The sequence below is a fragment of the Acinetobacter sp. NBRC 110496 genome (genome assembly GCF_000876115.1).
In the GTDB taxonomy this organism is placed as follows: Bacteria; Pseudomonadota; Gammaproteobacteria; order Pseudomonadales; family Moraxellaceae; genus Acinetobacter.
The window spans coordinates 103,893-124,279 of record NZ_BBTF01000003.1 but is presented as its reverse complement, the minus strand read 5'-3'; the positions used below and the strand labels follow the sequence as shown (position 1 = coordinate 124,279).

At 43.1% G+C, this 20,387-nt stretch carries 17 protein-coding genes; 8 read left to right on the top strand and 9 right to left on the bottom strand.

The features are described from left to right. Nucleotides 1–240 precede the first annotated feature (240 nt). The 3 genes from pnp to Aba26S_RS02935 all read left to right on the top strand — a co-directional run bounded on the left by pnp (nucleotide 241) and on the right by Aba26S_RS02935 (nucleotide 5,297). Complete coding sequence (pnp, locus tag Aba26S_RS02945; RefSeq protein ID WP_171248917.1) at nucleotides 241–2,328, top strand: polyribonucleotide nucleotidyltransferase; 2,088 nt, start codon at nucleotides 241–243, stop codon at nucleotides 2,326–2,328. Nucleotides 2,329–2,610: 282 nt separating this feature from the next. Beyond that, nucleotides 2,611–3,933, top strand: a complete 1,323-nt coding sequence (locus tag Aba26S_RS02940; protein WP_005240027.1) for a dicarboxylate/amino acid:cation symporter — start codon at nucleotides 2,611–2,613, stop codon at nucleotides 3,931–3,933. Between the two features lie 140 nt (nucleotides 3,934–4,073). Further along, on the top strand, nucleotides 4,074–5,297 hold the full coding sequence (locus Aba26S_RS02935; protein ID WP_005240025.1) for a magnesium transporter CorA family protein: 1,224 nt from the start codon (nucleotides 4,074–4,076) through the stop codon (nucleotides 5,295–5,297). Between the two features lie 27 nt (nucleotides 5,298–5,324). Here the strand turns inward: Aba26S_RS02935 and Aba26S_RS02930 are convergent, their stop codons facing one another. The 6 genes from Aba26S_RS02930 to Aba26S_RS02905 form a co-directional block, all read right to left on the bottom strand. Beyond that, nucleotides 5,325–5,651: a chaperone modulator CbpM gene (locus Aba26S_RS02930; protein WP_005240023.1), complete on the bottom strand. Its 327-nt coding sequence runs from the start codon at nucleotides 5,649–5,651 to the stop codon at nucleotides 5,325–5,327. An 11-nt stretch (nucleotides 5,652–5,662) separates the two neighbouring features. Then, nucleotides 5,663–6,607 carry a DnaJ C-terminal domain-containing protein gene (locus tag Aba26S_RS02925; RefSeq protein ID WP_005240021.1) on the bottom strand — a complete coding sequence of 315 codons (945 nt, stop codon included), beginning with the start codon at nucleotides 6,605–6,607 and terminating at the stop codon, nucleotides 5,663–5,665. Nucleotides 6,608–6,748: 141 nt separating this feature from the next. After that, on the bottom strand, nucleotides 6,749–7,360 hold the full coding sequence (locus tag Aba26S_RS02920; protein WP_005240019.1) for a LysE family translocator: 612 nt from the start codon (nucleotides 7,358–7,360) through the stop codon (nucleotides 6,749–6,751). 115 nt (nucleotides 7,361–7,475) lie between these two features. Beyond that, on the bottom strand, nucleotides 7,476–8,351 hold the full coding sequence (locus Aba26S_RS02915) for an Hsp33 family molecular chaperone HslO (RefSeq protein WP_005240017.1): 876 nt from the start codon (nucleotides 8,349–8,351) through the stop codon (nucleotides 7,476–7,478). A 117-nt stretch (nucleotides 8,352–8,468) separates the two neighbouring features. Continuing rightward, the gene (locus Aba26S_RS02910) at nucleotides 8,469–10,295 is read right to left on the bottom strand and encodes a cation:proton antiporter (protein ID WP_005240015.1); all 1,827 of its coding nucleotides are present in this window, start codon (nucleotides 10,293–10,295) and stop codon (nucleotides 8,469–8,471) included. 120 nt (nucleotides 10,296–10,415) lie between these two features. Further along, the gene (locus Aba26S_RS02905) at nucleotides 10,416–12,641 is read right to left on the bottom strand and encodes a primosomal protein N' (protein ID WP_010589778.1); all 2,226 of its coding nucleotides are present in this window, start codon (nucleotides 12,639–12,641) and stop codon (nucleotides 10,416–10,418) included. A gap of 212 nt (nucleotides 12,642–12,853) precedes the next feature. Here Aba26S_RS02905 and gspF point away from each other — a divergent pair, with 212 nt between their 5' ends. The 4 genes from gspF to Aba26S_RS02885 all read left to right on the top strand — a co-directional run bounded on the left by gspF (nucleotide 12,854) and on the right by Aba26S_RS02885 (nucleotide 15,751). Continuing rightward, nucleotides 12,854–14,059: a type II secretion system inner membrane protein GspF gene (gene gspF, locus Aba26S_RS02900; RefSeq protein ID WP_005240010.1), complete on the top strand. Its 1,206-nt coding sequence runs from the start codon at nucleotides 12,854–12,856 to the stop codon at nucleotides 14,057–14,059. After that, nucleotides 14,059–14,601, top strand: a complete 543-nt coding sequence (gene gspG / locus Aba26S_RS02895; protein ID WP_005240009.1) for a type II secretion system major pseudopilin GspG — start codon at nucleotides 14,059–14,061, stop codon at nucleotides 14,599–14,601. Before gspF ends, gspG begins: the two co-directional genes overlap by 1 nt. Before the next feature lie 261 nt (nucleotides 14,602–14,862). Beyond that, nucleotides 14,863–15,207, top strand: a complete 345-nt coding sequence (locus tag Aba26S_RS02890; protein ID WP_005240008.1) for a hypothetical protein — start codon at nucleotides 14,863–14,865, stop codon at nucleotides 15,205–15,207. Between the two features lie 205 nt (nucleotides 15,208–15,412). Continuing rightward, nucleotides 15,413–15,751 (top strand): tRNA-binding protein, encoded by a 339-nt coding sequence (locus Aba26S_RS02885; RefSeq protein WP_005240007.1) that lies wholly within the window; start codon nucleotides 15,413–15,415, stop codon nucleotides 15,749–15,751. Between the two features lies 1 nt (nucleotide 15,752). On the opposite strand, the gene lnt is transcribed toward Aba26S_RS02885, so the two are convergent. Both lnt and Aba26S_RS02875 read right to left on the bottom strand, forming a co-directional pair. Beyond that, nucleotides 15,753–17,312 (bottom strand): apolipoprotein N-acyltransferase, encoded by a 1,560-nt coding sequence (gene lnt / locus Aba26S_RS02880; RefSeq protein ID WP_005240005.1) that lies wholly within the window; start codon nucleotides 17,310–17,312, stop codon nucleotides 15,753–15,755. Further along, a complete protein-coding gene (locus tag Aba26S_RS02875) occupies nucleotides 17,309–18,148 on the bottom strand; it encodes an HlyC/CorC family transporter (RefSeq protein WP_005240002.1) in 840 nt (279 codons plus the stop codon). Before Aba26S_RS02875 ends, lnt begins: the two co-directional genes overlap by 4 nt. Before the next feature lie 175 nt (nucleotides 18,149–18,323). On the opposite strand from Aba26S_RS02875, the gene tusA reads away from it, so the two are divergent. Then, on the top strand, nucleotides 18,324–18,581 hold the full coding sequence (gene tusA / locus Aba26S_RS02870) for a sulfurtransferase TusA (protein WP_005239999.1): 258 nt from the start codon (nucleotides 18,324–18,326) through the stop codon (nucleotides 18,579–18,581). Nucleotides 18,582–18,651: 70 nt separating this feature from the next. On the opposite strand, the gene Aba26S_RS02865 is transcribed toward tusA, so the two are convergent. Further along, the gene (locus Aba26S_RS02865) at nucleotides 18,652–20,364 is read right to left on the bottom strand and encodes an electron transfer flavoprotein-ubiquinone oxidoreductase (protein WP_043969987.1); all 1,713 of its coding nucleotides are present in this window, start codon (nucleotides 20,362–20,364) and stop codon (nucleotides 18,652–18,654) included. Between the last annotated feature and the right edge of the window lie 23 nt (nucleotides 20,365–20,387).

The following is a 20,387-nucleotide window of genomic DNA, read 5'->3' as shown; positions in this document are numbered from 1 at the left end:
TTTCGCTATTTCGCATGTTGTTATGCTTTATTGCTGAAAAGAGAGTTTCATCTAATTTATCTTAGATGACTTTAGAAGGGGCGCTTGTTCGCTCCTTCTTTGTGTTTAAATTTATTTAAAAATTTTGATCTAGTGCGATGGCTTCTAAGCTTTGTCATTTATCTACACAGTAGTGGTAGTCTGAATGCCAAACCTTAGGGGTCTCACTAGAATAAAACTAGGAAAATATAATACATGTCAATGTTTAATATCGTTCGTAAAGAATTTCAATTTGGTCAACACCAAGTTGTTTTAGAAACGGGTCGTGTTGCACGCCAAGCAAATACAGTTTTAGTTACCATGGGTGGCGTGACTGTTCTCGTTGCTGTTGTGGCTCAGCCTAAAGCAAAAGCGGGTCAGGATTTCTTCCCGTTAACTGTAAACTATCAAGAAAAACAATATGCTGCTGGTCGTATCCCAGGGGGTTACGGTAAGCGTGAAGGTCGTGCCTCTGAAGCTGAAACGTTGATTTCACGCTTGATTGACCGTCCAATTCGTCCATTGTTCCCAGAAGGCTATTTCAACGAAATCCAGGTAACCGCAACGGTTGTTTCTTCTGACAAAACCATGGATGCCGATATTGCTGCAATGTTGGGTACATCTGCTGCATTGTCAATTGCAGGTACGCCATTCCGTGGTCCAATCGGCGGCGCGCGTGTTGGTTTGATCAACGGCGAATACGTTCTTAACCCGAACTTTGAACAACTTGCACAATCTGATCTTGACCTTGTGGTTGCAGGGACTGAATCAGCTGTATTGATGGTTGAATCTGAAGCGAAAGAGCTTTCAGAAGACCAAATGCTCGGTGCTGTGCTTTTCGGTCATGACGAAATGCAAATTGCAATTCAAGCGATCAAAGAATTTGCTGCGGCTGCGGGCGCGGTTGAATCGACTTGGGTTGCACCAAGCAAAAACGAAGCATTGCTTGAGCAATTAAAAACGGCTTTCGAAGCGAAAATCTCTGAAGCATATACCATTGCGGTGAAACAAGACCGTTATGCAGCACTTGATGCTTTGTATGCAGAAGCAGTAGCGCAGTTCGTTCCTGAAAATGACGAAACCGGTATTGCGGATGAAGTGAACGAATTATTTGAAGACCTGAAATACCGTACTGTACGTGACAACATCTTGTCAGGTAAGCCGCGTATTGATGGCCGTGATACCAAAACTGTTCGTGGTATCGACGTACAAGTGGGTGTATTAGACCGTGCACACGGTTCTGCGCTATTCACCCGTGGTGAAACTCAGGCCTTAGTAACAACGACTTTGGGTAATACCCGTGATGCGTTGATGGTGGATACGCTTGCGGGTACCAAAACTGACAACTTCATGTTGCACTATAACTTCCCTGCATACTCTGTGGGTGAAACAGGCCGTGAATCTGGCCCTAAACGTCGTGAAATTGGTCACGGTCGTTTGGCACGTCGTGGTGTTCAGGCGGTTCTTCCAGCTGCTGACCGCTTCCCGTATGTGATTCGTATCGTATCTGATATTACTGAATCTAACGGTTCATCGTCTATGGCGTCTGTATGTGGTGCTTCACTATCACTGATGGATGCAGGTGTGCCATTGAAAGCACCAGTTGCGGGTATCGCAATGGGCTTGGTAAAAGAAGGCGAGCGTTTCGCAGTGCTTTCTGACATCTTGGGTGATGAAGATCATCTTGGTGATATGGACTTTAAAGTCGCGGGTTCTGCCAACGGTATTACTGCACTTCAAATGGACATCAAGATCGAAGGAATTACTGAAGAGATTATGGAAGTTGCATTAAACCAAGCATTTGCTGGTCGTATGCACATCCTGAATGAAATGAACAAAGTCATTTCACGTGCGCGTTCAGAAATCAATGCACATGCACCAACCTTTGAAGTGATCAACATCAACCCTGACAAAATCCGTGACGTGATTGGTAAGGGTGGTGCAACTATCCGTGCGATTACTGAAGAAACCAAAGCTGCGATTGATATCGAAGACAATGGTACAGTACGTGTGTTTGGTGAAACTAAAGCTGCTGCGAAAGCTGCGATTGCAAAAATCCAGGCACTCACTGCAGAAGTTGAACCAGGTACCATCTATGTGGGTAAAGTGATTCGTATCGTTGAATTTGGTGCGTTCGTGAATATCTTGCCGGGTACTGATGGTTTACTTCACATTTCGCAAATCTCAAATGAGCGTATTGCCAATGTGACTGACGTATTGAAAGAAGGTCAGGATGTTAAAGTACAAGTTGCCGATGTTGATAACCGTGGTCGTATCAAGTTGACAATGAAAGATATCGAGCAAGCTTAAGGCGAGTAAGCTTTTAGCTTTAAAAAAGCGCATTGTGTAAACAATGCGCTTTTTTTATTAACCCAATGATTACTCGAAATATAATTTTTAAGTATTTGGTTTATAAATTGTAGAAATTATGAACATAAATGTCTTTTATATTAGACATTAGTCTAAGCTGCCAATTGTCTGTGCTGCAATTAACGTAGAATTCCCCAAATTTCCGTGCCTGCCTGCGTTTATGTGGTTTTAGATAGACAGTCGGAAGTCTATTTTTTCTCCCAATATGAAGGAATATTGCACATGCTTGTCGATCATGTCGCCACAGGTCAAGATGACCAACAACCTCCAAAGAAACCAAAGTTTTATCAAATTCTCTATGTCCAAGTGATCTTCGCCATTGTCGCGGGGATCTTGTTGGGTCATTTTTTTCCTGAATTCGGTGAAAGCTTAAAGCCGCTTGGCGAAGCCTTCATTAAAATGGTGAAAATGATCATTGCCCCTGTGATTTTCCTGACGGTTGTGACCGGGATTGCGGGGATGAAAAATATTGGCAGCGTTGGACGAGTCACCGGGAAGGCAATGATTTACTTCCTGACTTTCTCGACCTTGGCTTTGATTGTCGGTCTGATTGTCGGGAATGTGATTGAGCCTGGGCATGGATTAAATATTGATCCAAGTACCTTGCACAGCACCAAAGTAGACGAATATGCCGCCAAAGCTCATGAGTCAACCATTACCGGCTTCTTGATGAATATCATTCCAGATACGTTGGTCAGTCCATTTGTATCAGGTCAGATTCTTCAAGTGCTTTTTGTGGCTGTGTTATTTGGTTTGGCTTTGGCAAAATCAGGTGATTTAGGTCGTCCAGTCACTGATTTCCTACAGCAGCTCACCACGCCAGTATTTACCTTGGTTGGAATGCTGATGAAGTTTGCGCCGATCGGTGCATTCGGTGCGATGGCTTTTACCATTGGTGCTTATGGGATCAGTTCAATTGGTAATTTGATGTTATTGATTGCGACCTTCTATATTACCGCTTTACTGTTTGTTATTGTGATTTTGGGTGCTGTTGCGCGTTATAACGGCTTCTCGATTATTGACCTGATTCGTTATATTAAGGACGAACTCTGGTTGGTGCTTGGGACAAGTTCATCAGAAGCAGCATTACCGTCATTGATGGCGAAAATGGAAAAGGCTGGCTGTGAAAAGTCAGTGGTGGGTCTGGTGATTCCAACAGGTTATTCATTTAACCTCGATGGGACGAATATTTATATGACCTTGGCAGCTTTGTTTATTGCTCAGGCCTGTAATATTGAATTGACACTGACACAGCAGATCACGATTTTATTGGTTGCGATGCTGAGTTCTAAGGGCGCGGCGGGGATTACTGGCGCAGGCTTTATTACCTTGGCAGCAACCCTTTCGGTTGTTCCTGCAATTCCAGTCGCAGGTATGGCATTGATCCTTGGTATTGACCGTTTCATGTCAGAATGCCGTGCATTAACCAATTTGGTGGGGAATGCTTGTGCCACAATCGTGGTGGCAAAATGGGATAATGCCTTGGATAAAGAGCAACTTGATCAAGCCCTTAAATATGGTGTGGTTGAGAAAACAGAAATGTAATCTTGCTGAGATGAGAAAAAGCCTCTATGCCTTGCATGTGAGGCTTTTTTATTGGATGTCGTTTCAGTCCTGTAATAGCCGTAGCTTTTTATCTGGCTTCGTGGCAGCATTTCTCTTGCCATTCTAATTTCTATTGTCCTATGCAACTTTATTATTTTTATCGTCATAACAGTGAAAATACGATTTTTATCAGTGCGGAACAACAAACAGAACATACGCTTGAATTTTTATGGGTGGATAGTCTTAGACAAGATCTTGTGAATCATACCGAGGCTTGGCAGAAAAATATTTATGAGCATACAGGACTGGTACTGAATGAATTTCATTTGCGGGACTTACTCAATATTGAACACCCTTGTGCATTTGATACAGTGGAGGAATATGACCTGTTGGTGTTCCGCAAACTGATTAGCCCAGATGACCAGATTTTGGCAAATGAGAATGCTTCAGAAAGCCATGAAAGTGTGTTTGGATTGGCCACGACACCGATGAGTTTTATTTTGACACCCAACATACTGGTGAGTGTCCGTGAGCAGGGCAATAAAGCGGTAGAAAGTTATATTCAACGTATCCAGACCATTATGGGTCGTCCGATCATTGAACAAAATAAACCGCGTAAATTAGCGGGCACATCTGCTGATTTATGTCTGCGCCTACTGAATAGCATGATTGATGGTTATCTGAATTTGCGTACGCCTTTGACACGTCGTGTTGAATATTGGCAGCAGCAGTTATTACAGGGTAATCGCCGTTTTAAACAATGGCATCAATTGTTCCATGAAGATATGGCCTTTCAACAAATCGAAAACTTATGCGAAGAACAGATTGAGACCTTGCAGGAGTTTAGAGATGAACTGGTCGATAATTATCATCATGTGGTGGGTGAGCATAAGCACAAGGCACAAGATATTCTGTTGGTGCGTTTGAATGACCTGATGAGCCATGTTGAGCGGGTACAGAAGCATACCTTGCGGTTAAGGAGCGCGATTCAGTCGGCCATCGATTTACACTTTTCTGCGATTGCCAACCAAACCAATGAAAACATGCGTATCTTGGCCATTATCACGGCTGTATTTGCGCCTTTAACGTTGCTGACTGGGGTCTATGGAATGAACTTTGAGTTTATTCCCGGATTGAAATCCCCTGTGGGCTTCTGGATTATGCTGGGTGTGATGCTGATGAGTACCGTGTTATTACTGTACTATTTTTATCAGCAGCATTTGGTGGGACGTGGTGAGCGCAGTGTGATTGATTTGCTGGCTCAGCAACATCGGCAGCGTAATTTTAATTTGTTGTGGTTCCTTGATTATGAACCGATTAAGCAAACGCTGAAAGAAGTCGAGAAAATGACCAAGCTGAAATAGTTCGAACTTGGTCATTTGTATCATAGCTTAATGAAAATGTTTAAGCTGTTTGCGCAGTTGTTGCACTTCATCAATTAAATCCAGCATCACTGCTACGGCAGACAGACTGGCATCAAAGTCGCGTTGCAGGCGGTAGGCCCGTCTGGCGCGACTGACATCTTCGCCAATGAACTGATAGTTCTGGGGTTCAACAGAGATCTGCAAAATATCATAATCAATCAGTTTTAACACCCAATCGGTACTTTGACCACATGCTTCGGCGAAGTGCTCAAGATCGAGTGCCAATTGTTCATCAATGATTTCAACTTGGCTGTGACCGTCATATTGAATTTCTTTGTATTGAATAGTTGTCATGATCTTACTCCTTATGAGGCACGAGGTTTGAATGCAGCAAAGGCATCGGCAAATTGTTGATAAGCCTGCTGCTCTTGTTCACTGTGCGCTGGCGGTAAAACAATATTAATAATCAGATATAAGTGTCCTGCCGTTTTATTTGGAATCCCTTTATCTTTTAAACGCAGTTGTTGTCCATTTTTGGCATTTTTGGGTAAGTTGACCTTGAGCTGTCCAGCAGGGGTATTTAGCTCAATGCTTTGACCCAAGCCTGCTTCCCAAGGGCTAACGTCAATGGTTTGATAAACATCAGCGCCTTCAACGCGAATGCGGTCGCTGTCTTTATATTGAATCTCGATGTATAAGTCGCCATTTTCACCACCGTTGATACCACTTTGACCTTGGCCATTGAGGCGGATTTGCTGGCCTTCTTTCATACCTTTTGGAATTTTAACCTCTAAAGTTTTACGTTGGACTTCAGGCTCACCATACACATTATAGGTTGGAATTTGCAGTGTAATCTGTTGAGTTGAACCGTGATAGGCAATATCTATGTCGACCTGAATACTGGCATGCTGATCTTCACCACGATAGCTGCGTTGCTGGCGTTGAGAGCGCTGTTGTCCGCCACCAAAGCCTGATCCAAAGCGACCAAATAGGTCCTCAAAGCCACTAAAATCAGCTCCTTCACCTGAACTTTGCCGATAGAACTGAGAACCATCAAAGCCACTTTGATTGCCTTGTCCAAAATGAGAAAACCCTTGTGGATGATCCAGCATTTGATCGTATTCGGTTTTTTTGCTGCTATCACTTAAAGTGTCATAAGCAACATTGATCGCCTGCATTTTGGCTTCAGCATCTGCTTCTTTACTAATGTCAGGATGATATTTACGTGCCAATTTTCGGTAGGCTTTTTTGATTTCATCTGCTGAGGCATCTCTGGAAACACCGAGCTCTTCATAATAATTTTTTGCCATGATCTTAAATATAATAATGAGATGTTTGTTTCATTATGAAACGAATCCAAGAGATTTCAATGGATTCGATTGTATAAGACTTGTTCTGCTTGGCTGAACGTAGCCGCTGGGTTGTAACTTGGAGGTTATTTTATGGCGGTGTTAAATAAAAGTTTCAACCAGACCATAGAGTGCAATCAAGACCAGTAGGACACCACATAGCCCCAAAATCTTGGGATAAATACTGCTTTGTGACAAGCGACGGAAAAACAAATAAACCAAAGACAGCGTGAGGAAATCCAGGATAATCCAAGTCACGGTCAGAAGACTTAAACTGAAATTGATATTCGGTGAAATTGAAATAAATTGCGGGAAAAAAGCTGAAAAGAAAATAATATCTTTGGGGTTGGAAATCCCCACCAGAAAGCCTTTTTTAAAACCGCCATTTTGTGCGGACACCGTTTGAATCGCTGCGGGATGTGGTGCCTGAAGCACTTCTTTGATGATGCTATAACCGAGGTAGGCAATATAAAGGCACCCCAATACCCGGATACCTTTGAGATAGTTTTCATCAATCGTCAGAAAGCCTTTGAGAATTAACACTGAAATAAAAATCAGGATTAAGGAGGCGAAATTAGTGCCAAAAATGGTTTGCAAGGCTTTTTTATAGCCACCTTTGAGACCTGCGCTGGCGACGAGAATCATCACAGGGCCAGGAGTAGCAATCAGTACCACAACACTAATAATAAACAGCAGGTATTCGAAATAGTTCATAAGGCAGGATAACGGTCTATGTTATTGGGAGATCTGGATCTTATTTTATCCCGTAGACCTTAATACAAAATAAAAAAAGACGGAAGCCCGTCTTTTTTTATTTTTCGCTATTTCATTAACTTAAATGCTCACCGAACAGCCCCAGTGCTTCTTCTGCGGTGAATTCATAGCGTGTATTACAGAATTGGCAATCCATCTGGATTGGATTTTGTACTTCTAAAGTTTCATGTACCGCGTCAACACCAATCTGGATCAAGGCATTGGCACAGCGTTCTTTAGAGCAAGTACAACCAAACTTTAACTGCTCAATTTCCGGTAAACGGACTTCTTCTTCGTTATATAAACGATACAGAATTTCATTGGCTGAAAGATCAGTGAGTTCTTCAGGTTTAAGCGTTTCAGTGAGCATGGTCAAACGCGGCCATAAGTCCTCATCAACCAGCTTTTGCTCTTCTTCATCATTACGCGGAAGTAACTGAATCAATAAACCGCCTGAACGTTTGTTATTGGTTGCCAAAACAATATGAGTTGGGATCTGTGCAGACAAATCATAATATTGTGTCAAACAACCGGCTAAAGTTGGTTGATCAAGCGGTACGATGCCTTGATAGCGTTCACCGTGCTCAGGTTCAATATTAATGAACAATAAGGGATTCGTTAAAGCCGCCAATACGGTACGGCTATCTGTACCTTCAACAAAACGAGGATCTTCTTCATAATCTGCCAAGGCGCGCACTTCACCTAAATGGTTACACTCTGCCATTGCCCATTTAAATGTACCGCTGGCTTGAATCTGTAAGCTAATACGGCCATGAATCTTGAGCGTACTTGCCAATAGTGCAGTTGCACTGAGCATTTCACCCAACAGGCTTTGAACCGCAGGCATATATTCTCGTTGCGCCAAAATGGTTTGTAGTGCTTCTTCCAGATGTACCACTTCACCACGAACAGGACAGTCTTCGATAAAAAAGCGTTGGCGTAAATCAGACATATTTTTCTCCAGCCCCCTCAAGGGGAAAACAAAGCAATTTATTGCTTTGAAAAGCACTTTGAGCTTTATAAAAAAGGTGCATATATGCAGTCAATAATGGTGCCAGTTCGTAAAAACTCAAGCTTGTTCATTGGGGGAATTTGCATCACTTTGTGTGTTTTGTTCATTGCTCACGCGATCTGTCAGCAAAGTTTGAGTATTGGCAAATAAATACTCCAGTTCAGCAATGGCACTTGGATAACTTTCAGTCAGCGTCTGTTGGTCGTAAGTCCAATGTTGCTGTGTGAGCAGTTGTTCATCTTGCTGTTTGAATTGGGCAATCTGGGTTTGTGCTTCGTCATGATCCAGACCTGTTTCAATTAAGGCTTGCTGCGCCATATTTAACGATGAGGCATAGGTTTCACGCCAGATTTGTGAGATGCCTAAGCCATGCAGTAAATGGGCATGATGCCGATCGCGAGCCCGAACCAGAATGGTCAAATCTGGATAATTCAAGCGCAGGTGTCGCGCCAGATTCATACTGTCTTCAACATCATCAATCGCAACAATCAGTAACTTGCAATATTCGATGCCCGCAGCACGCAAGTTCTCAACTTGAGTCACATCGGCATCAATAAAACGATGCCCGTATTGTTGAATAAAATCAGCATCAGGTTGGTTGCTATCGATCACACTAAAGTGTTTGCCCTGCGCATGTAAGGCGCGCGCGATGACTTGTCCAAAACGACCAAATCCAATGATGAGAATTGGATGTTGTGGAACATCGGCTGCGGTATCAGTTACAGCGACTTTATTCTGTTGCAGCATTGGCAAAATTTTTCGATCAAATAATGTATATAGCAACGGGGTGAGCAGCATCGAACCCAAGATAATTAGAAAGGTTGATTCTAATAACGCTGTGCTGAGTAATTTTTCATTTTCTGCCAACTTGAGCAGAATAAAACTGAGTTCACCACTTTGTGCCAACGTGATGGCTAACAGGATACTCGGCTTGGCAAGACGTTGTTGGTAATAGCGGATTGCGCCAATGATCACTGCCTTAATCAAAACCAGACCAAAAATTGAGGCCAAGATCAGCAGTGGGGTTTGGCTTAAGGGATTCAAGGATAGGCCTAAGCCAATCGCCAGAAAAAACAATCCAATGGCAGCATCTTTAAAGGGTTCGAGAATGCGTTCAACTTCAGTTTTAAATTCAGTTTCGGCGAGTAATAATCCTGCTAAAAATGCAGCAATCAATAGATGAATGTTGAGAATATCCATGATCAAGATCACTGTAAGCAGGATCAATAAGCTGAGTACAGGAATGAGATGGATACTGTTTTTACGGGCCAAGAAACGAAATGAGGGACGAACGACATAACGACTGGCGAGGAATAATCCTGAAATGGTGGCAATGATTGCCGCAAAGTAGGCAATACCATGTTGTGTCGAGGAGGTATCCTCCAAGAGCGGAAACAGGGCAATCAGCAGCACAGTAAGCAAAGCTTGAAACTGTAAGCTGGCTAAAGTTGCTTGACCTAGGTTGCTATTGAGTTGTTGTTTTTGCTGTAAAAGTTGTTGCGGGAGGAACAGCGCAGAGAGGGCTAAAGCTCCTCCCAGAATCAGACTGAGCAGCACCTCATTGAACAGGAGGAAACAGATACTGGTGATTAGTAGGCTAATGATGACAAATTGTACGCCACTGTTTTTGAGTACAGTCCGACGTTCTGCCCAGAGTTGTAAGGGGCGAAAAGCAAAACCGATAAAGAACATGACAGTCATCATGCCGAAATGCAGTAGTTGGCTGATCAGTTGAGCATCATCAATCAGGCCAGAAACACTGGAACCAAGCAAAAGCCCTGCAATGAGATAACCCAAAACAGTGGTCGAGGCATAGCGTTTGGCCAAGGGCGCAAAAATTAAAGTCGCGGCCAGTAAAAAAATAATCGGGAGCAGTAAAGACATTGAATGCCTCAATTTTTCTATTCTGTCTAGACTAACTCAAATGAGTCGCGGTTAAAAATATGATCTGAATAGATGATATCCAGAAACCTGCGCTTATTTGAGTTAGCTCAAAGCTGGTTTTTAGCTAAACTCTTGGGGATCAACATCAATCGAAAGTCTCAGTTGGTGCTGACGAGGTAAATGTACCACTTGTTGCCACCATTGCCGTAAATAAAAGTGCAGCTTTGCTCGATCAGCAGACAAAATCACCATATGCGCGCGATAACGTCCTGCTTTGCGTTCCATCGGGGCAGGGATTGGCCCCCAGATATCAACCAAATCGCCTGTCATTTCCCTTAACTGTTGGGCTATATCAGCAAGGAACTGCTGGCTATAGTCACGATCTTTAGATTCGACCCGAACCAGAACTGCATAGCGATAAGGGGGGAGCATGGCGATTTTACGATCCGTCAGCATTTGTTTGGCCACAGTACGGTAGTCATGCTCGATTAAGGTGGTCAACATCGGATGATCAGGACGTAGACTCTGTAAATAGACACTGCCTTTATGCTCGCCACGTCCAGCGCGCCCTGCCACCTGCACAATCAGCTGTGCAGTCCGTTCAGGTGCACGCGGGTCGACACTGAGCAGACCTGCATCTATATCCAGAATCGCAACAAGTGTCACATGTGGGAAATGGTGACCTTTGGCCAGCATTTGCGTGCCCAACAAAATGCTCGGCTTATTTTGCTGAATGCGATCATAAATCTTCTGCCAGCTGCCGACTCGGCTGGTACTGTCACGATCAACACGAATCACGTCATTGTGAGGAAATAATTCTTGTAAGTGCTCTTCAAGTTTTGCTGTTCCTGCACCGATGGTTTTTAGACTTTGTTTCTGGCATGCAGGGCAATGGTCGGGAAGACGATTGATGGTGCCGCAATGATGACAATGCAAATAATGGTAGGGCTGCGAATGTAAGGTAAAATGCGCATCACAATGCGGGCAATTGGCTTGCCAGCCACAGCTTTCACACATCAGGATGGGGGCATAACCACGTCGATTTAAAAAGATCAGTACCTGTTCTTTACGTTCTAGAGTGTGCTTGATCTGTTCAATTAAAGTCTGGCTCAGACCATGCTGCTTTTTGGCAATTTTTAAGTCGACGACATATATCTTGGGCAGTACCGCGACGCCAGCACGCTGATTCAGTTCGAGTACCTGTAACTTGCCTGACTCCACTAAATGATAACTATCGATACTGGGGGTGGCAGAACCAAGGATCACGGGACAGTTTTGCAAATAGCCACGATATAAGGCCACATCACGGGTATGGTAACGGAAACCTTCTTGCTGCTTATAGGATAGATCATGCTCTTCATCCAGAATGATTAAGCCTAGATGTGGCAGTGGGGTATAAATCGCAGAACGAGTGCCAATAATAATTGAGGCTTTGCCCGTTTGTGCATGTTGCCATGCCTGTAAACGTTTTGAATCATTTAAGCCCGAATGTAGTAAGGCTACATCACAATGAAAACGTGATTTAAAACGCGCGACCGTTTGCGGGGTGAGGCCAATTTCAGGCACCAGAACCAGAACCTGTTTACCTTGTTTGAGTACCTCGTACATGACTTGCAGATAAACTTCAGTTTTACCGCTACCCGTCAAGCCATCAAGTAAGAAGGCCTGATAATGATGCTGTGCTTTGAGGATCTGTTGAATCGCTTTCTTTTGATCTTCGTTCGCAGTCAAAGGCACTTGTGCCAGTTGCACAGGGGTCGGCGTGAAATCATGCGGTTCCAGACAACATTCAACCAGTCCCTTTTTTTCTAATGCTTTTAGAGTTGAGCTTTCGACACCACTGAGATTAAGCACATTTTCAGTGGCACCATGTGGATGAAGTTTTAAAACCTGATAAGCATCATATTGTTTTTGGGAACGCTTTAATAAGGTATTGGGATCATCATGAGGAGTGATCTTCCATAAATGAAACAGGATATCTAAGGCACGGCCCTGTCTCAATAAGGTCGGTAAGGCACTTTGCATCACCTCCCCAATCGGAAATTGATAATATTGGGCTGACCATGTCAACAAAGTTAAAACTTGTTGGTCTAAAATGGCTTCTTCATCGAGAAGTTCGGTAATGGCTTTAAGTTTGAACTGCCCTGTAAACGCTTGGTTTGGATCAACCTTTTCGGTAATAATTCCCACGAGGTTTTGCCGTCCAAAAGAAATGGCAACGCGTGCTCCCACCTGTGCTTGAGCATATTGCTCTGCACTGACCGTATAGTCAAAGGTGTCATACAGGTAGACAGGTATGGCAACTCGGATACGGTAAAGGATTGCGTTAGAATTCTGGATCGGCATAGCGGCTTCATTCATTAAAGTGTTGGTTGATATTTGTAGCCTTTGAGTTGTATGGTCGCTTCAAACAACTTAAATAAGGCATGACTGCATCTCATAGAATTATGCTAAAGTGCTGTGCAATATGTCGATGAATTTCTTGTGGAACAAGGTTCCTCATCCCATACACGGATGCAACTTAACGACTACTATTTTGGGACAATTAGAACAGAACCATGCCTGCTTATCAATTTACAGCTATTGATGCTTCTGGAAAGCAACATAAAGGTGTGCTGGAAGGGGATTCCGCACGCCAAATTCGCCAACAGTTACGTGATAAAGCATGGACACCGATTGCGGTCGATGCGGTTGAGCAAAAAGACAAACAACAACAGCGTTCATGGTTTAAAAAAAGCTTCAGTGCCTATGATCTGGCTCTGATGACCCGTCAACTTTCCGTATTGGTGGCGGCAGGGATTCCACTCGAAGAAGCATTGCGTGCGGTCAGTAAACAAAGTGAAAAATCACATGTTCAAAACTTGTTGAGTGCCGTGCGTTCCAAGGTTTTAGAAGGACATTCATTGGCAAAAAGTATGCAGCAATCAGGCCGTTTTCCTGAGTTGTATATTGCAACAGTCGCTGCAGGGGAGCGCTCAGGCCATCTGGATCTGATTCTGGATCAGTTATCCGACTATACTGAAAACCGCTTTGCCATGCAGAAGAAAGTTCAAGGCGCGATGATCTATCCGATTGTCCTGATGCTGATGTCTTTCGGAATTGTGATGGGTTTGATGACCTATGTGGTACCAGAAATCGTCAAAACCTTTGAGCAAAGCAAAGAAGCATTGCCCTGGATTACGGTTGCTTTGATGAAAGCCAGTGCCTTTATCCGGCATACCTGGATTGGCATGCTTATTCTTGCCTTTGTTGCAGTCATTTTATTTACCCGTTTCCTCCGAACCACTGCAGGGCATTATGCATTTGACCGATTAACGCTCAGATTGCCACTATTTGGTAAACTTTCGCGTGGTATAAATGCGGCACGTTTTGCCAGTACCTTATCGATTCTGACTCGTTCTGGTGTGCCTCTGGTTGAAGCTCTGCGGATTGGGGCGGAAGTCAGTAATAACTGGGTGATTCGTGATGCCATCGAAGTGGCAATGGAGCGTGTAACAGAAGGTGGTAATTTGGCAACACAATTGGAGCGTTGCGGTTATTTCCCCCCAATGATGGTACAAATGATCCGAAGTGGTGAAGCGTCAGGTGAGCTGGATCGCATGCTCGATCGCGCATCCACCATGCAGGACCGTGAAGTGACTACCTTTATTTCAACTTTGCTGGCTTTACTTGAACCCTTGATGCTGATTTTTATGGCAGCAATTGTATTGGTGATTGTGATTGCGGTAATGTTGCCAATTATTAATATGAACAATATGATTTGATGCGTGACATGAGAGAGATGAATATGAATAATTCAATGGATAAACAAAATGTTGGACATAGCTTGAATACTTGCACTCAAAGCATAGCTTCTTCTCTTGCGGCACGTTCGTGCGTTGCTCGAATGAATCGTGCCTCAGGATTTACCCTTATTGAAGTGATGGTTGTTATTGTCATTTTAGGTGTTTTGGCTGCACTGATTGTTCCGAATGTGATGGGCCGTGGTGAAAAAGCCAAAGTCGATACCACGCAAATTACCTTAAAAGGTGTTGCTGGAGCATTGGATCAATATAAGTTGGACAATGGTCGTTATCCATCAATGCAAGATGGCGGGTTGGATGCGTTGGTCCATCAACCTGCTTCTGCAAAAAATTGGTTGCCAGGGGGGTATGTTAAAGGGGGTTATCCAAAGGACAGTTGGGACAATGATTTACAGTACGTCATTCCCGGTCGTGAAGGTCGTCCATATGATTTATATTCGTTTGGTGCAGATGGTAAAGAAGGTGGCGAAGGTAACGATGCCGATATTTACTATCAGCCATAATGTTTGAATAAAAATATTACTTCACTGTTGAGTTAAATAAATCGAGAGTGAAGTGATAATATTTCTTAATTATAAATATTTAATCAACTTATTGTAAAATAAAGAATAAATAAAATATTAAAGATTTGAGAGTTATAATAAGAATTATTTCCATATTTAATAGTTACAAGAAAAAGAAGTGATGCAGAAAAATAGGCTTTTTCTTCTGGTCAAAGCTTTGCATAATAAATTCAGACCCTTGAAATAAGTTGTGGAGATCAGATGAAAGCATTTTTTGTGTTAGATGAACTGAATCAGTTTCATTGGGCAATGCTTAAATCTGTATTGCTCATCTTAAGCCTATTGCCTTTTAGTGAAGGTGCTTTAAGCGTGTGGCAAGCGTCGGAAGGCAGCAGTCAAATCATGATCGGCTTTTTTGCCATGAGCTTGTTGAGTGCATGGTTTGTGTTGTGTTTTTTAAGTGCTTTAAAAACTAGTGTCTGGATCAATCATAAGCTGATTGCTAACGATGAACAGCTTTTATTTAAAGCCTACAGATATATTCCGATGCTATTCTTATCGAGTCTCGTGGCCTATATATCGGTGCAATTATCGATGAATTTCTAAGCCAGAGATATTGAATAAAAACGTAGACCCAAGTTCTACGTTTTTTTATGACTTGTTTTTGACACGCTTTAATCGATTGGAATGAGCTCGGCACACTCTTGTGTATAGAAATTGTCCTAACTTCAAATAAAAATTTAGCCTGTTTATTAAAGATGCTAGATCGCCTATGCTGCAAACGGAACTTAACCAAAAGAGAATAAAAGAGATGCAACAGATCGAATGGAATGATTTTAGCAAAGTTGAACTACGGGTTGGACGGATCATTCAAGCGGAGGTCTTTAAACAAGCCCGAAAACCTGCTTATATTCTACAAGTGGATTTTGGTGAGGACCTGGGGATTCGAAAATCCAGTGCGCAAATTACCAAGTTGTATCAGCCTGATGATTTAATCGGAAAGCTGGTGGTCGCCGTAGTAAATTTTCCAAAAAAACAAATTGGGCCAATTCAGTCAGAATGTCTGGTCACAGGTTTTCATAATGCCGAAGGGGATGTTGCACTTTGTGTCCCAGAGTTTGATGTTCCTCTGGGTACAAAGTTGCTGTAATTTATCGACGTGATTTAAAAGTAATATTGACTTTACGTGGACGATAGATCCAGCCAACAATCAATAACAGCAGAGAGAAAAGCAAGATTGGGTAATCGCTTAAACGATTATACAATGTTTGCCCTTGCATGGCCGGTAACTCGCCACGGAGAACTGCTTCTTGATCGATAGGAGCGTGTTTTACGATATGACCATTCTGGTCAATAAACGCAGTTACACCTGTATTGGTGGCGCGAATAAACCAACGCCCATTTTCTTTGGCACGCATTTGTACCATTTGCAGATGTTGCCAAGGGCCTGCAGTTCCCGTAAACCAAGCATCATTGGAAACAGTAATTAAAAAGTCACTGTGAGATGCATTACGACGGGTCAGGTTGGGATAAGCCACTTCATAACAAATCGCCGCTGCAAGAGCATGGCCTTTTACTATTAAAGGTTTTTGATCGGATTCACCACGTGAGAACCCGCTCATGCTAACATCATTTTGCAGAGCTGGCAGTACCCATTTCAGCGCACCAGACAATGGAATATACTCACCAAAAGGAACTAAACGTTGTTTCTTATACAAGCCATAAGAGTCACTCCCTGAGGCCATAATACTGTTGTAATACAGCGGTTCACCGACTTGCTGTGATTTGGCCATATCCCAATAAGGAATACCTGTTACCCAAGCAGTATCGGTTTTTTTGGCTTGTGCCGCCATGCCATCCAGGAACTCAGGAATATCACTCTGGAACATCGGAATCGATGATTCTGGCCAGACAATCAGATCACGGCCCCATTCAGCACGGGTGAGGGTCGCGTAGATTTCTAAGGTTCTAATCTGGTATTCGGTCAACCATTTCAGGTCTTGCGGAATATTGCCTTGAATCAAAGACACACTCAGCGGCTTGGCTGCTTTAGGTTGCACAAATTGAATAAATCCAGCTCCCCAAGCACCTATAATCAGCAGTGCCGAAGGAATGGCCCAAAACCAGCGGCGATTGAGGATTTCGACCAAAGCACAGGCCAATACGATCACGACGAATGAAACGGCATAGACACCAAAGAGGGGTGCATAACCATCGAGTAAACGTTCGGTGAAAGCATAACCTGCAAACAACCACGGGAAACCAGTGAAGACCCAGGTTTTCGCCCATTCGAATAATACCCAGAGTGGGGCAAAGGTCAGTGGTGTTTCAGGGAAAAAGCGGCGATACAACCACGTTTGAAAGGCAGTAAATAAGCCCATTGCGGCGGCCATAATGACAATCATCAACACACTTAAAAAGGCATTGGTGTCACCATAGGTATGGATCGAGGTATAGAGCCAAAATGCGCCGACAAACCATAGACCAAAACCGTAAGCCCAACCTAGTGCAAAAGCCTGGCGTGGACTACGTTGACGCAATACTGCATACAGTAATGCAGGCGATAAAATCGCAAGCCACCAAAAATAATAAGGGGCCAGAGCTAAACTAAAGATTGCACCCGAAATGAGTGCAATCAATAGTGGAAAAATAAAAGGAAGCTGCGTTTGTGTCTGAGATGAATTTAACAGCTTCTCAAAATAGGTTCTCATTGACGGACAGCTCGAATCAGATGAATGGTGCGTGCATCTGCTTCAATAATGGTAAATTGCCAATCTCCAAGCTCAATGGTTTGACCTTGTAAATCGCTCACTAAACCAATCTCTTGCAGCAGTAAGCCGCCCATAGTTTCAACTTCATCGTCAGAAAAATCTGCATCTAAAATAGTGTTGAAGTGTTCGATTGGTGTAAGTGCCTGCACAATCCAGGTATTGGCTGTGGTTGGGTCATTGTCTGGTACGATATAGAGTGCTTCTTCATCGGCAATATCGTGCTCATCTTCAATTTCACCCACAATCTCTTCGAGAATATCTTCCAAAGTGACCAAACCCGCGGTTGAACCATATTCATCAATCACAATCGCAATATGGGTTTGGGTATTTTTTAACATGCGTAGCACTTGGTCTGAACGTGCACTTTCCGGCACGAAAACAGGCTGACGCATCAATGAACGAATATCGACTTTGACATTACGCTCGGTTAAAAATGGCAAAAGATCTTTCGCTAATAAGATACCCACGACATTATCGCTTTGATCTGCTGAAAATACAGGGAAGCGTGAATGTGCAGAATCAATCAGTACATCCAGAATATCGAGTAATTGATCGTCTTCTTGCAAGCTGATGATTGCTGTACGCGGTGTCATGACTTCTCGAATCTTGGTTGCTGGCAGATCGAGAACACCCTCAAGCATAGCAACAGTATCTGGCTCTAAAAAGCGACGTGAGTCTTGAACTAACTTGAGTAATTCATCACGGGTTTCTGGTGCGGTACCTAACCATTTTCTTAAGCCACGCATACCCCACGACGGACTGGATTCCTCGACCATGATCTTTCCTAAAGACTCTCTATATCAATTAGATGATTTTCATCATACCGAAGATAAAGCGCAGATGCACCAATAATACTATGTAAAAAACGTACAGTTTCCCAAAATAGAGTAGATGATTTTTATATGAGCGGATTATGCTAAAATGTGAAAATTCGAATATTTGAGTTTTATGATGTCTGACCAACCAAAACTTCCTGCTGTTCAAATCAATACGCGAGGTTTACGTTGCCCCGAACCTGTGATGATGTTGCATCAAGCCATTCGCAAAGCCAAGTCGGGTGATATTGTTGAGGTATTGGCTACAGACCCGTCTACATCATGGGATATTCCAAAATTTTGTATGCATCTTGGGCATGAGTTGGTATTAAAAGAAGAAAGTCTGGATGAAAACAGCAATACGGAATATCGTTATTTGGTCCAGAAGGGTTAAGTGTCGTTTCAGCCAAATAAAAGGAAAGCATAAAAAATCCGAGTCTAAACTCGGATTTTTTCATTTTGAATTACATATTCGGATAGTTCGGACCACCGCCACCTTCAGGTGTTACCCAAGTAATGTTCTGTGATGGATCTTTAATATCACAGGTCTTACAGTGAACACAGTTGGCTGCGTTGATCTGGAAGCGTTTAGAACCGTCATCATTTTCCATGATTTCGTAAACCCCTGCAGGGCAGTAGCGTTGAGCTGGCTCATCCCATTTCGGTAAGTTCACGTTCACTGGAATTGAAGGATCAGTTAACTTCAAATGAGCAGGTTGATTTTCTTCATGTACGGTATTAGATACGAATACAGAAGATAAACGATCAAAAGTCAACTTGCCATCTGGTTTTGGGTAGTTTGGCTTAAACGTAGAAGCATCCACGGTTTTAAGCACTGCAAAGTCTTGTTTAAGATCGTGCAAAGTGAATGGCACTTTAAAGATGTTTTGATCGATAAAGTTAAACGCACCACCAATCCATTGACCAAATTTATGCATCGCTGGGCCAAAGTTACGCGAGCTATATAACTCTTCTTTTAACCAAGAGTTGTTATATTTATCAGTATAAGCGGTCAGTTCTTTGTCAAAGTGGTCTTCGCCTTCAAGCACACGTGCAATCGCAAGATCACCACCTTTGGCCACGCCCGCCGCAATTGCTTCGAATACTGCCTCACCACATAACATGCCTGATTTCATTGCCGTGTGTGAGCCTTTGATTTTTGAGAAGTTCAAGAAACCAGCATCATCACCAATCAAGCAACCGCCCGGGAAGGTGAGTTTAGGCAATGCATTGAAGCCGCCTTTCACCACAGCACGTGCGCCGTAAGAAATACGTTTGCCGCCTTCAAGGAATTGCTTGATGGTTGGATGTGTTTTCCAACGTTGCATTTCCATGAATGGATACATGTGTGGATTTTCATAGGATAAATCCACGATCATACCCAAAGTCACTTGGTTGTTTTCAGCATGATATAACCACCAGCCACCAGAAGAACCAGTTTCAGACAAAGGCCAACCTGCGCCGTGCATTACCAAGCCTGGCTTATGTTTTGCAGGATCGATTTCCCAAAGTTCTTTAATCCCGATACCGTAGTGCTGTGGATCAGCATCTTTATCAAGATTATATTTTGCAATCAGACGTTTACCGAGATGACCACGGCAGCCTTCAGCAAATAAAGTGTACTTGGCATGTAGTTCATAACCAGGCGTGAAGTTATGCGTTGGCTCACCATTTTTGCCAATGCCCATATCACCTGTTTGAATGCCTTTTACTGTGCCATCTTCATGATAAAGCACTTCAGCAGCAGCAAAGCCTGGGAAGATTGAAACTTCAAGTTCTTCCGCTTTTTGGCCCAACCAGCGTACAACGTTACCTAAGGAAATTACATAGTTTCCTTCGTTGTGCATAGATTTTGGCACCATCCAATATGGCATTTTTTGTGCTTTGGTATCAGACAATAAGAAATATGTTTCGTCACCTGTCACAGGTACGTTTAGTGGTGCGCCTTCTTCTTTCCAGTTCGGAAATAATTCATTCATGGCACGTGGTTCAAGTACAGCACCAGAAAGAATATGTGCACCTACTTCAGAGCCTTTTTCAACAACACAAACAGAAAGATCAGGCAGGTTGTTTTCAATCGCTAATTGACGAATTTTAATCGCAGCAGATAAACCCGCAGGGCCTGCGCCTACGATCACTACGTCAAACTCCATCGCTTCACGTTCGATGTGTTCCATGTAGGACTCCTCATATTTTTAGG